This window comes from Streptomyces sp. LE64 (assembly GCF_052606915.1).
Genome location: NZ_CP199708.1, coordinates 1,742,471 through 1,755,570, shown reverse-complemented (window position 1 = coordinate 1,755,570; position 13,100 = coordinate 1,742,471). Strand labels below are relative to the sequence as shown.

The window sequence follows — 13,100 nt, the reverse complement described above, 5'->3', positions numbered from 1 at the left end:
TCAGGCCGTTGCTCCCTGCTGTCTTCGCTGTCTGCTGGCTTACTTCTTGACGCGGACGGTCTTGGTGGACCGGGTTTCGAGAGTCATCTCGTCCGCCTCCGCAACCTTCGCCTTCAGTCGCACAGTACCCGCAGCGGCATCGACCACGTCCACCACCTTCGCCAGCAACTTGGAGGTGTCCTCGTTTCCGGATGCGCTGGCGAGTTGCACCGCGCGCCCCAACTTGGCCGTGGCCCCGCCCAGGTCGCCGGCCTTGCGGGCGTCCAGCCCCTGCTGGATGACGTCCGCCAGTTCGGCCTGCCCGGTGTAGTGCGCGACCTGCGGATTGATGGAGGTGGAGGCGGCCATGTCGTCCGTCCACACCGCGCGGACCAGGCCCTGCGCGAGGGTCTCGACGGCGCCGTCCGGCAGCGGGACCACCAAGGAGACCCGGGCCGCCAGCATCTCCTGACCGACCCCGGCCGACGGCACCCGGACGCACACGTGGAAGTCGCGGGACTCGTCGCCCCAGGAACCGGTCTGATAGTCCCCGAGCCGGGTTCCGGCCTCGGTGCGCCGGGCCGTCAGTTCCTCGACGTTCGGGGCGACCTGCTTGACGAACGCCACCTCGGCGCCCACCGGCGTCCACAGCCGCAGGGCGACGTCCGCGACGCCCTTGCCCATCGCCGCCCCCATCATCCGGGTGAAGTCGGCGGAGAGCCCCGCCGGGTCGGCGACGATGTCCGCCGAGCCGAGCAGTGCGGAGGCGATGCCTGTGACTTCTTTCACTTCCCAGTCGGTGCCCACCCCCCGGGCGTCACAGGTGAAGCGCCCCGCGCACGCGTCGAGCGCCTCGCGCAGCGCCTCGGGCGCCTCGTGTTCGTTGCGTCCGTCGGTCAGCAGGATGCCGTGCCGGATCGGGACGTCGGCCGTGGCGAGCAGCGCATCGGCGAGGCGCAGCCAGGTGCCGATGGCGGTGCCGCCGCCCGCGGTCAGGCTCCGCAACGCCTCCGTGGCGTCCGCCCGGGTCCTCTCGTCCGCCACAGCCAGGCCCCCGCCCCGGGGGTAGACCTCCCGGGCGAGGTGGGTTCCGGCGACGACCGCGAACCGGACCCCGTCCCGCAGCGCCGCGATCGCCGCCGCCGTCGCCTCGCGGGCGCCCCGCAGCTTGGTCGCCGGGTAGTCCATCGAGCCCGAGCAGTCGACCATGATCACCACAGCGGCGCCGGGTCCGCGCCCCGGGTCGTGCGGGGCGGCGGAACCGGGGCCGGCGGTGCCGCCGGTGCGGGTCACCGTGACGACCGCGTTGACCTCGCGCCCGCCCTCCGGCAGGAACTCGTTCTGGTAGACGTCCACCGAGAACCGCGGGACGGGCGGCTTCGAAAAGTTGGCCATGGATGCACTCCCCCTTGCTTCCCACGGCACGTGGGCGTGTTGCGTGTCCACCGGGGACGTCCGGGTCGACGCCCCCGCGGAGACCGGCCCGGGCGACGGGCCGGCGCGTTCCGCCGGCCCGCGGTCGGGCCCGTCCGACCGGCGGTCGGACGGTGCGTGCGTCAGGCCGATCCTGCCCCCTGCCCGGGAGCGGGGAACGGCACCAGCGCCACTGTTACGTTGTCGTGGCCCCCGCCCTCCAGGGCGTGGGAGACCAGCGCCCGGGCGGCTGCCAACGGCTGCCGCCCGGCGTCCGTGGCCAGGACCGCGGCCATGTCCTGCGCCGACTCGGCGTAGTTCCACAGCCCGTCCGTGCAGACCACCACCACACCGGCCCGGTCCGGCTTGAACGACACCGTGTGCGGCTCCAGTTCGTAGGCGTCGGCGCCCAACCAGCCGGTGATGGCGTGGGCGCGTTCGTCGGCGTACGCCTCCGCCTCGCTCATCAGCCCCGCCGCCACCATCTGCGCGGCCCACGAGTCGTCCTCGGTGAGCCGGGCCGAAGGCGCCGCCCGGTCCGCCGGCACCCAGTAGGCCCGGCTGTCGCCGACCCATCCGATCACCAGCAACTCGCCCACCACGATCGCCCCGACCACGGTGCACGCCGGCGCGTTCTGATGGGCGGAGCCACCGTCCCCGGCGGTCGGGTCCTCCTCGGCGAGCGCGTTGACCGCCTCGGAGGCGGCCACGATCGCCCGGTGCATGGCCTGTTGGGGGTGGACGCCGCGCGGCAACAGGTCGAGCGCGCACTCGCTGGCGGCCCGGGACGCGGCGAGGGACGCCTCGTCGGGGCGGCTCGCCGAGGACACCCCGTCGCAGACGATCGCGACCACCGCCGGCGAGCCGTCCGGCAGTGCCGCCGCGGCCACCGCGTACGCGTCCTCGTTGCGGTGGTGGCGCAGCCCGCGGTCGCTCACCGCGGCCACCGCGTCCAAGGCCGTCTCCATGTGGTCCCGTTCCCGGGGCTGGGCCTTCCCGCAGGTCTCGCAGTACGCGTCCCGGGAGACCGGGCCCACCGCGCAGAACACGCACCGCCGCACGGGCGCGCCCGTCGGCGGGGCGGCGGCCCGCGGGTCGGCCGAAGCCGGCGCCGTGGCCGCGGTGTCGCCCGACGACCCCGCCGGACCGCCCGCCCCGGAGGGCGCCGACTGCTCGGACGGCGCCGACGAGGCGGAGGACGCCCCGGCCGGGGAGGGCAGCGGGTAGCCCTCGGCGTCGAGGGCGCCGCGCCCGGCAGCCCGGTCGGCTTCCGCCGCGGGGGAGAGGCCCGGGTGCTCGTAGGCGTGGTCGGTCCGGTACTCCGGTGCCCGCGTCACCGGGTGCCCGCCCGGGTGCGGGGGGAGCTGCCCGCCGCCCGAGGTGCGCCCGGAGATGTCGCTCGGCAGGTGGACCGGCGCCGAGACGCCCCCGTTCACCCCCGAGGGCTCGGGCCAGCGCACCGGGCCCGGCACCGCGCCCGCCCGGCCCGGAGGCGAGGAGAGCGGCGACGGGACGTCCATCACGAGGGTCGGACGGTCCTGCTCGGCGCCCGGTCCCGCGCCGGCGGTCACTGACGACACGTCATGACCGCAGACGCCGCAGAACCGGTCGCCCGGCTCCAGAGGCTCCGTACACCTGGGGCACCGTGGTCCGGCGGCCGAGCGGGGTTGCTGCGACGACATCACTCACACCCATGTCCGGGGGCGGAAACGGTTTGCGCGTTCCACCAGTTCGATCCTCTCCGCGCCGCCGCGTGCGAGCCGCGCCAGCGTGCGGTACGAACGCTCCAGGCCGAGCCGCAGCCCGCGTTCGTCCACTTCGCTGCCGAGCAGCACCGATCGGCCACCGGGGCCGCCCGTTGCGGCCGGGCCCCGGCTACCGGAGAGTACCCAGTCCAGCGCCGTACCCAGCACCTCGGTCGACAGCCGTTCCCTGCGGACCGCGTCGAGGCCGAACGCGTCCAGCGCCTCCACCTGACCGGCGGCGGCGGTCAGGTCCTCCAGCAACTCCGGGTCCCCGCCGGAGACGATCCGTCCGCGCAGCCGGGCGCGGACCGCCGCCACCCGCGCCGCCGTGTAGTGGATCGACGACTCCGGCACCGACTCCAGGGCCCGCACCGCGCCCGACCGGTCGCCGGCGGCGAGCCGCACCCGCGCCAGCCCGAACGCCGCCGACACGTAGCTCGGGTCCGTCGTCCACACCAGGCGGTAGTACTCGGCGGCGTTGTCGAGCTGGCCCAACACCTCCGCGCACACCCCGAGCGCCAGCTTCGGCGCCGGCTCGCCCGGAAACGCGTCGTACACCGCGTCGAACGACAGGGCCGCCGTCTCGTGATCGCCGGTCGAGAGCGCGGCCACGCCCTGGTGCCAGATGACCCGCCAGTCCTCGCCGTCCCCCTCCAGCAGGGCCGCGAGCGTCCGCCCTGCGGCCCGGGGATCGCCCGCCGCCAGCAGGGCCCGCAGCTCCCGCAGCCGCAACTCCAACGAGTCGACGGGCGCCGCATGCAGGGCGGCGAGCAGTTCGGCGGGCACCGAGGACACCACCAGGCCCGCCAACAGCCCGGCGTTGGGGTCCCCCGGGTCGACGTGCGGCACCGGCAGCGCCAGCGCCGCCGCCGTGACGTCCAGTGCGTGCACCGGGCCGTGCGGGGCCGCCGGGGCCGGCGGCCCCGCGGCGAGGGCGGCGGCGGGACCGCCGGTCAGGCCCGTCGCACCGCCCGTGGCGCGCCGTCCGGTCCGCCCGCGGGAGACCGGACGGGCCCCGAGCCTCGACCCGCCGGCGTCGGAGCGGTCGAACAGCTCGGTGTCCGTGACCTTGAGTTCGGCCCCGAACAGCGTCGACAGGGCCGGCCGGGGACGCCCGCTCTGGAGGGCCACGACCTCCCGCAGCACCCCCGTCAACTGCTCCGCCATCTCCTGGGCCGAGGCGAACCGGCGTGCCGGGTCGGGGTCGGTGGCCCGTATCAACAGCCGGTAGAACGACTCGTAGGTGCGGAACACCTCGATGTGCTCGGGGTCGGGCAGCGAGTCCACGAACACCGTGGTGTAGCCCTGGAAGTCGAAGGTGAGCACCGCGAGGGTCCGGGCCACCGTGTACAGGTCCGAGGCGACGGACGGCCCCACCTCGGCGACCTCCGGGGCCTGGTAGCCCACGGTGCCGAAGATCGCCGCGTCCTCGTCGTCGATCCGGCGCACCGCGCCCATGTCGATCAGCTTCAACTCGTCCTGGGTCTGGATCGCGTTGTCGACCTTGAAGTCGCAGTACACCAGCTTGCGGCCGTGCAGGTGGCCCAGGGCCTCCAGGGCCTCGATGCCGTAGGCGCACGCCTGCTCCACCGGCAGCGGGTCCCGCCTGCCGTCGGGGGTGCGCCGCTCGTTGGCGATCTCCTTCAGCGACTTGCCGCCGACGTACTCCATCACGATGTAGCCGTCGAGGGAGCCCGTGCGCTGGTCGAGGTGCTCCACGAAGTTGTAGATCCGCACGATGTTGGCGTGCTCGATCTCGGCGAGGAAGCGGCGCTCCGCGATCGCCGCCTCCATGGCGTCCTGGTCACCGGCGTCCAGCAGGCCCTTCAGCACCACCCAGCGGTCGGCGACCGCATGGTCGATCGCCAGGTAGATCCAGCCCAGTCCGCCGTGCGCCAGGCACCCCATCACCTCGTACTGTCCGTGCACGACGTCGCCCCGGTCCAGCTTCGGGACGAACGAGTAGGGGTGTCCGCAGGCGGTGCAGAAGCCCTCCTTGCGCCCGATCTGCTCGCCGCGGGAACGCCCCACCGGGGAACCGCAGTCGGACCGCGAGCAGAACCGCTTGCGCTCGGGGACCTCCGGGTCCTCCAGCACCATCTCCGCCGGGTTGGGCCGGGGGATCTTGGGCACCTCGACCAGCCCGGCACCCAGTCGGCCCCGGGTGGACGGCCCGCCGACGCCTCCCGAGGGGTTCGCCCGCACCGACACCGAACGCTCGGTCACCCGCCCCGACACCGAGCGGGCCCTCGACAGCCGTCCGGACACCGAGCGGTGCGAGGCCGCCGAGCCGGAGGAACGGGAGGACCGCGCGGAGCCGCCGGACGCCGGCGCGCCCGTGGGCGCGGAGCCGCCCGAGGGCCGCGGCTCCGGAACCCGGAGGGCCACCACCGGGGCCAGCCCGCAGGTGTCGCAGTAGACCTGCCCCTCGCCCACGTCCTCGTAGCGGCCCGCGCAGTCCGGCCGCTGGCACTCCGTCCCGTTCACCCGTTCCCCCTCCCGTCCGCGGACCCGTCCGGCCCGGCCGCCGGCGGGGCCAGTGCCTCGGCCGCGGCCTGCTGGTAGCGCAGCACCGCGCCCTCCGCCACCCGGAGGTCGCAGGGCGCGCTCCACAGCATGCGGCGGGCGAGGTCGTACCGCTCGATCAGCAGCGGGTCCTCGGCCAGACCGTGCCGGGCCACCTTCGCCTTGTACGCGTCCAGCCGCCCCCGCAGTTCCGCGCGGACCGCGAGCGGCGCCGTCACCGCCGTCAGTGACTCCCGGGCCCGCAACAACTCCTCCTCCGCACGCTCCTCCAACGCCTCCAACAGCGGCGACAACCGGTGCCACTGACCGTGCCTGCGGTACTCGGAGGCCGCCGCCCACTGCTCCTGGAGCGCGGTGGGCAGGCCGGAGACGGCCGGGACCTCGGTCGCCGCGATCTTCGCCAGCACCTCGCCGCGCGCGGTGCGGGCCTCCGCGAGGGTGCGGTCCGCCCGGGAGAGCACGTCCCGCAGGTTCCGCAACCGGGACTCCGCGTCCTGGCGCACCGTCAGCACCGCGTCGATCTCGCGGCGCACCTCCTCCAGGGCCCGGGCCTCCCGGTCGTAGCGCTCGGTGTCCGGACGCCCGCCGCCCGGTGCCGCGCTCCCGCCGGCGGGGCGCCAGAACACCAGGGGGTCCGACACCGCCTGCCGACGCAGTTCGGCCAGGGTGCGGGTGATGCGCTCCAGGTCGTCGCCCGCGGGGTGTTCGCCGGGCCGCACGCCCACGGAGTGGGCCAGCCCGCGGGTGCGTTGCAACTCGGCGGAGAGCAGGTCGATCCGGGCCGGCAGCGTCGACCACACCGTGTCCGCGGCGACCACCAGGTCGAGTGCGCCCGCGTACAGGTCGTTCATGGCGCAGACCAGCTCCTCCAGGGTGAAGCTGCGGCTCAGCCGGGCGGGACCGGTGAGCGAGGGCACCGTCCGCGCGCCGTCGCCCCGCGGTTCCGGCACCGCCACGCAGGGGCCCCGCAACAGCTCCGTGAGCCGTACCAGGTCCTCCTGGCTGGACCAGCGCCTGCGGGCCCGCAGCTCCCGTGCCGTCCGCAGCGCCTCGGTGTACCGGTCGAAGTAGGACCACAGCAGGGTGATGGCGGCGTCGGTCTCGGCCCAACGGTCACGGGTGGTGCCGGTCAGCTCGGCGCCTTCGAGCAGCCTGCGGCCCGCGTGGTCCTGGAGCGCGAGGAGCGAGCTCTCGATCGCCTCGTGCTCCACCCCGAGCCGTGCCAGCGCACGGTCCACCTCGTCCCGGTCCCACACCTGCTCGGCGGGTCCCGCGCCGCCCATCGATCACCTCGCTGTTCTCGGTGCTGCCCCGGCGGGCCTGGTCGTGCCCGCCTCCGCGCCGCCCTGTTCGTTCCGTTGGTCCTGCTCGTGTGGCTCGTCGTCCGGGCGGCCTAGTCCCGGTAGTCGGGGGACGGGGGACCCGTCCCCGGGCCCAGGTCCTCGGCCAGCCACTCCTTGTACGACTTCTGCCACTGCCCCTGGCGGAACTCCACCAGCACCTGGTTGACCCGGCGCACCAGGTCGTCGGAGCCCTTCTTCATCGCGATGCCGTAGTACTCGGTGGTGAACGGCTCGCCCTTGAGCTCCACCATCGGGTCCTGGGCCGCCTGCACCGCCGCCAGCACGCCGTCCGTGACCACCGCGTCCACCTCGCCGAGTTGGAGCCGCACCAGGCAGTCCAACTGGTTGGGGACCGTGACCGAGAGGTCCGCGCCGTGGCTCTTGGTCGTGAGCGCGTCCTTGGCGGTGGAGCCGTGCGCCGAGCAGACCCGCTTGCCCTTCAGCGAGGGGTCGTAGCCGGTGATCGAGGAGTTGCGGGCGGCCAGCACCTGCTGTCCGGTCTTGAAGTACGGGCTGGAGAAGTCGACGTCCTCCAGCCGTTCGCAGTTGATCGTCATGGTCTGCACGACCATGTCGACCTCGCCGTTCTTGAGGGCGGGGATGCGCCGGTTGGTGGGGATCGTCTTGAACTGGACCGTGCCGCCCGGCAGGATCTCCCGGGCCAGCGCCTTCGCCAGGTCGATGTCGAAGCCCTCCAGACCGCCGTTCTCCTTGTTCGGGTTGCGGTAGCCCCAGCGGAAGCTGTTCTGGTCCACCCCGATCACGAGCCGCCCCCGCTCGCGGATCGCGGAGAGCGCGGGACCGGTGGTCGAGGACGAGGGCCGCAGGCTGGACGCCTCCGGCACACAGTCGCTCGCCCTCGTGTGGAGGCCCTCCGCCGTCCCGGGGCCGCGCAGGGCGGGGTTGACGTCCCCGCTGGTGTGCGTCACCGGGAGCAGGACGAACAGGGCGGTGAGGACGCAGGCCACCGCCATCGCGGCGACACCGCCCCAACCCCGCAGACTCACGCGTCGCATGGTCGCGTCCCCTCTCACCGGTACTCCGAAAGCCTGCGGCCGATCCCGAAGAGGGCGGAGGCCGCTGCGAGGGCCGCGAGACCAGCGGCCCCGAGAGCCAGGACGGTCATACTGCCCGGGGCGTTCCCGACCGCCTTCCTGAACTCGCCCTGTTCGTGGTCGAGCGCCTCCTCCAGAGCGGCGTCGACGACGTCGAAGCACTCGCCCGTGGGCTTGTCCGCCGCCGTGTCGAGGCACTCGCCCTCGGACGGCTCCCCCGGCTTGCCGATGATCCTGTCCAACGCGCCCTGGTAGTCGCCCGCGTCGTCCCGCTCCCGGGCCACCGCGTGCCGCTCCTGCCACGTCTTCAGGGCGTCCGCCGCCCTGGTGACCGGTGCCCGGCCGCTGTCGTCGTCGGCGAACCGCGCGGCCGTGGCGAGCAGACCGGTGCGGTTCTTCGTCCCGGAGAGCAGCGCCATCTGCTCCTTGAACGCCGCGTCGAACTTGTCGACCTGGCGCTTCTCCACGGTGATCGTCTCGGCGCCCCGACTGACCAGCGTCAGGTTCTCGTTGCCGCGCGCCTTCAGGGAGGCGAGACGGGCGTCGTTGAGGACGTTCAACGAGCGCACCCCGTCCTCGTACGAGGTGTTCAGCCCGGACCGGGCGACCGTGTGCCCGACGGCCAGCCAGAGCACCACCACCGTCGAGGCGGCGGTGGCGGCCAGCAGGCCGTGGTTGAACACCCGGTTGGTGCGCCGGTAGTTGCGGCGCTGCGCCCAGGCCAGCGCGGTGAGCGCGAGCATGCCCAGGCCGAGGGCCACCCAGGGGTAGGGCGTGGCGCCGTCGTAGTCGGCGCGCAACCGGGCGTTCTCGTGCTGGTACAGCTTCTCCGCGGCCGGGAGCATCTCGGTCTGCATGGTGTCGTTGGCGTAGCGCAGGTACGCGCCGCCCAGCGGCATGCCGTGGCGGTTGTTGGCGCGGGCCCGTTCCACCAGGCCGGTGTACCGCGGCAGGAGCTTGTTCAACTCGGTGATCGCAGTGGCGGACGCGGAGCCCGGTTCCGCGCCGGCGGCGGCCTTGGCCAGCTTCTCGGCGGCGGTGTCGACGTGCTGCCGGTAGCGCTCGGTGACCTCGACGGGTTCCTGACCGCGGGCCAGGAACCCGCTGGAGGCGGTGGTGTTGGCGTCGGCGAGGGAGCGGTAGATGGCCGCCGCGTCCGCGGCCAGGGGTTGGCTGCGGTGCAGCACGTCCTCGGCGGCGGCGGCGCGGTCGGTCATCTGCCAACTGGTCGCGGCGCCGAATCCGACGACCAGCAGGGCGAGGACGGCCCCGATGATCCGCAGCCGACCGCGCTCGGTGCCCGCGGCGGCACGCAGCCGGCCCCACCCCTCCGCCCAGGCGCTGCCGCGGGGTCCGGGCGGCCCGGAGCCGGGGGGAGTCCCGGCGCCCTGCACCGGAAGCGCGGGCGCGAACGGAACCGGGGGAGCGGCGGGGACCACGGGGAGCCCGCCGTCGGGGGGTGCCGGTGGGACGGTGGACGCGCCGGTGGGCTTGGCACTGCCGGACGGCCCCGGAACGCCCCGGCTCGGCGGCTGCGTCATGCGGCTTCCCCCGTGCTCATCCCTCTCGTCCCCCCTGTGCTGCCCGTTCCGTGCGGTCAGTATTGCCGCCGGTGCCCCCTCGCGCACCGCCCTTGTCCGGATCGTCTGCCCCTACGGTGAATACGCCCCCCGAGGGTGTTCGGTTCCCGCTCGCACGGACCGTACACACGATCGAGTGATGCGGTGGTGGCCGTACCGCCCCACCGGCCCCTCGCGGCTCCGCGCACGACGGAGCCCCCGTCCCGACCGGGCCCGGAGGGCGGTCGGCACCGGGGGCTCCGGAGCTGCGCTAGGAGAGCTGCTCCCGCAGCCTCGCCTGGGCCCGCGGGCCCGCCCCGAGACGGTCCAGCCCCAGCAGCGCGGAGCCCAACACCGGGCGCTCCGCCACCACCTGGGGCACCGCCTTCGGGGCCCGGGCGGCGAGCCTGGCGCGCACCCCCGCGTCCAACCGCGGGTGGCGGGCGGCCAGTACGCCGCCGCCGAGCACCACGGGAGCCGCCTCCTCCAGCAGTTCCAGCCGGGACAGCGCCACCACCGCCATGCCGACCACCTCGTCGGCGAGCCGGTCCACCAGGGAGCGGGCCACCGCGTCGCCGTCCTGCGCGCAGTCGAACAGCACCGGCGTCAACTCGTGGACGCGGCCGAACGGCACGTGCCCGAAGTGCAGCGCCTCGATCAGCCCGTACATCGAGTCCAGCCCGAAGTGGGCGGGCAGCGCACGCGCCAGGGCGGTGGCCCCGCCGCGGCCGTCCTCGGCCCGGGCCGCGTGCCACAGGGCCTCCTCGGCGAGCCCGAGGCCGCCGCCCCAGTCCCCGGAGATCTTCCCGATGGCGGGGAACCGGGCGGTGCGGCCGTCCGGGCGCATGCCCACGCAGTTGATGCCCGCGCCGCAGACCACGGCCACCCCGCGCGGTTCGGCGACCCCGGTCCGCAGCAGGGCGAAGGTGTCGTTGCGCACGTCGACGCTGCCGGTGCCGCTCCAGCCGCGGCGTCGCAGGGCCTCGGCGAGCTGGCGCTCCTCGGCCGGCAGATCGGCGTTGGCCAGGCACGCTGACACGTGCCCGACCTCGGTGAGCCCCGCCTCGGCGAAGGCGGCGGACACCGCCTCGGCCAGGGTGTCCACGGCCGTCTCGACGCCCACCCGGGGTGGTTGGAACCCTCCGCTGCGGCCGGTTCCCACCACCCGGCCGTCCGCCAGGACCACGGCGGCGTCGGTCTTGCTGTTGCCCGCGTCGATGGCGAGCACCGGGCCCGTGACGGGGCCCGGGCTGCGGTGCGCGCCGTCGGGGGCGAGGTCGTTCAGGCCCACGCGAGGTGCTCCCGGTTGTGCGCGACCAGTTCGTCGGTGAGCTTCTCGGCGTACTCGACCTGTCCGACCAGGGGGTGGGCCAGCAGGGCGGTGAACACCCGCTCCCGCCCGCCGCGCAGGGCGGCGTCCAGCGCCAACTGCTCGTAGGCGGTGACATTGGCGATCAGCCCGGCGTACAGCGGGTCGAGCTTCGGGACCGCGAGCGGGCGGGGCCCCTCGGCGTCCACCGCGGCCTGCACCTCGATCACCGCGTCGTCCGGCAGGAACGGCAGGGTCCCCCGGTTGAGGGTGTTGACCACCTGGTACGGGCTGCCGCCGCCGCCCAGCAGGGCCGCGGCGAGGTCGACCGCGGCCTCGGAGTAGAAGGCGCCGCCGCGCTTGGCGAGCAGCGCGGGCTTCTCGTCGAGCGCCGGGTCCCCGTACATCTCCAGGAGCTCGCGCTCCATCGCGGCGACCTCGGCGGCCCGCGAGGGCTTGGTCCGCAGTTCGCGGACCACCTCGTCGTGGGCGTAGAAGTAGCGCAGGTAGTACGAGGGGACCGTGCCGAGGCGGTCCAGCAGGGCGCGCGGCAGGCTCAGCGTGCCGGCGATGGCCTCGCCGTGCTCGGCGAGCAGCTTCGGCAGCACGTCCTCGCCCTCCGGCCCGCCGATCCGCACCCCGGTCTCCCAGGTGAGGTGGTTGAGCCCGACGTGGTCGAGGTGGATCCGGCCCGGCTCGACGCCCAGGTGCTCGGCGAAGCGGCGCTGGAAGCCGATGGCGACGTTGCACAGCCCGACCGCCTTGTGCCCGGCGTCCAACAGGGCCCGGGTGACGATGCCGACCGGGTTGGTGAAGTCGATGATCCACGCGTTCGGGTTGGTGCGCCGGACCCGTTCGGCGATGTCGAGGACCACCGGCACGGTGCGCAGCGCCTTGGCTAGGCCGCCCGCGCCGGTGGTCTCCTGGCCGACGCAGCCGCAGGTCAGCGGCCAGGTCTCGTCCTGGTTGCGGGCGGCCTGACCGCCCACGCGCAGTTGCAGCAGCACCGCGTCGGCGTCCGCGACGCCGGCGTCCAGGTCCCCGGTGGTGGTGATGGTGCCGGGGTGGCCCTGCTTGGCGAAGATCCGCCGGGCGAGTCCGCCGACCAGTTCCAGCCGGTCGGCCGCCGGGTCCACGAGGACGAGTTCGCTGATCGGCAGGGTGTCCCGCAGACGGGCGAATCCGTCGATGAGTTCGGGGGTGTAGGTCGAGCCTCCGCCGACCACGGTCAGTTTCATCAGTAGTACTAGCCCTTCACTCCAGTGAGCGTGACACCCTCGACGAACGCCTTCTGGGCGAAGAAGAAGACGAGGATGACCGGCGCCATGACCAGCACGGTGGCCGCCATGGTCAGGTTCCAGTTGGTGTGGTGCGCGCCCTTGAACGATTCCAGTCCGTAACTGAGCGTCCAGGCCGCCGGATTGTCGGAGGCGTAGATCTGGGGGCCGAAGTAGTCGTTCCAGGCGTAGAAGAACTGGAACAGGGCCACCGCGGCGATGCCGGGCTTCGCCATCGGCAGGACGACCCGGACCAGGGTGCGGACCTCCCCGCAGCCGTCGATCCGGGCCGCGTCGAGGTACTCGTCCGGGATGGTCAGCAGGAACTGCCGCAGCAGGAAGATCGAGAAGGCGTCGCCGAAGGCCATCGGGATGATCAGCGGCCAGAGCGTGCCCGACATGTCCATCTGCTTCGCCCAGAACAGGTACATGGGGATGATCACGACCTGCGGCGGCAGCATCATCATCGAGATGACGAGCATGAGGGAGAGCCGGCGCCCCCGGAAGCGGAACTTGGCGAGCGCGTAGGCCACCGGGATCGAGGACACCACCGACAGCACCGTCCCCAGCCCGGCGTACAGCAGGGTGTTGCGCCACCAGGTGAGGAAGCCGGGCGTGTCCCACACGGTCAGGTAGTTGTCGAAGGCCCACTCCCGCGGCCACAGGTCGCGGGTGAGGGCCTGTTGGTCGTTCATCAGCGAGGTCAGCACGACGAAGACGAACGGCAGCAGGAAGAACAGCGCCGCCGCCACGCCGAGCGAGTGGACCGCGATCCAGTGCAGCACGGCCCGGCGCCGGGCGGTGCGGGCGGCCGGGGTGAGCGGTCCGTCGGCCGCGGGGCGGGGGGCGGCCGGGTTCGGGCGGGCGTCCTCGGTGGTGGTCGTCTGGGCCATG

At 74.0% G+C, this 13,100-nt stretch carries 9 protein-coding genes; all 9 read right to left on the bottom strand.

Annotated elements, in window-relative coordinates; translation table 11 throughout:
* Positions 1-39: 39 nt before the first annotated feature.
* Entirely contained in the window at positions 40-1,374 is a 1,335-nt protein-coding gene (locus tag ACSMX9_RS07815; RefSeq protein WP_445401070.1) for a VWA domain-containing protein, read from the bottom strand.
* Positions 1,375-1,535: 161 nt separating this feature from the next.
* A complete protein-coding gene (locus tag ACSMX9_RS07810; RefSeq protein ID WP_445402927.1) occupies positions 1,536-2,912 on the bottom strand; it encodes a PP2C family protein-serine/threonine phosphatase in 1,377 nt (458 codons plus the stop codon).
* Positions 2,913-3,077: 165 nt separating this feature from the next.
* Positions 3,078-5,624: a tetratricopeptide repeat protein gene (locus ACSMX9_RS07805; protein ID WP_445401068.1), complete on the bottom strand. Its 2,547-nt coding sequence runs from the start codon at positions 5,622-5,624 to the stop codon at positions 3,078-3,080.
* Complete coding sequence (locus tag ACSMX9_RS07800; protein WP_445401066.1) at positions 5,621-6,946, bottom strand: hypothetical protein; 1,326 nt, start codon at positions 6,944-6,946, stop codon at positions 5,621-5,623. Before ACSMX9_RS07800 ends, ACSMX9_RS07805 begins: the two co-directional genes overlap by 4 nt.
* A gap of 110 nt (positions 6,947-7,056) precedes the next feature.
* Complete coding sequence (locus ACSMX9_RS07795) at positions 7,057-8,022, bottom strand: glutamate ABC transporter substrate-binding protein (protein ID WP_445401064.1); 966 nt, start codon at positions 8,020-8,022, stop codon at positions 7,057-7,059.
* A 14-nt stretch (positions 8,023-8,036) separates the two neighbouring features.
* On the bottom strand, positions 8,037-9,602 hold the full coding sequence (locus ACSMX9_RS07790; protein WP_445401062.1) for a hypothetical protein: 1,566 nt from the start codon (positions 9,600-9,602) through the stop codon (positions 8,037-8,039).
* A gap of 289 nt (positions 9,603-9,891) precedes the next feature.
* A complete protein-coding gene (locus ACSMX9_RS07785; protein WP_445401060.1) occupies positions 9,892-10,911 on the bottom strand; it encodes an N-acetylglucosamine kinase in 1,020 nt (339 codons plus the stop codon).
* Positions 10,902-12,167 (bottom strand): 6-phospho-beta-glucosidase, encoded by a 1,266-nt coding sequence (locus tag ACSMX9_RS07780; RefSeq protein ID WP_351243151.1) that lies wholly within the window; start codon positions 12,165-12,167, stop codon positions 10,902-10,904. The genes ACSMX9_RS07785 and ACSMX9_RS07780 overlap by 10 nt, the downstream gene beginning before the upstream one ends.
* Positions 12,168-12,175: 8 nt before the next feature.
* Positions 12,176-13,099 (bottom strand): carbohydrate ABC transporter permease, encoded by a 924-nt coding sequence (locus ACSMX9_RS07775; protein ID WP_445401058.1) that lies wholly within the window; start codon positions 13,097-13,099, stop codon positions 12,176-12,178.
* Position 13,100 lies beyond the last annotated feature (1 nt).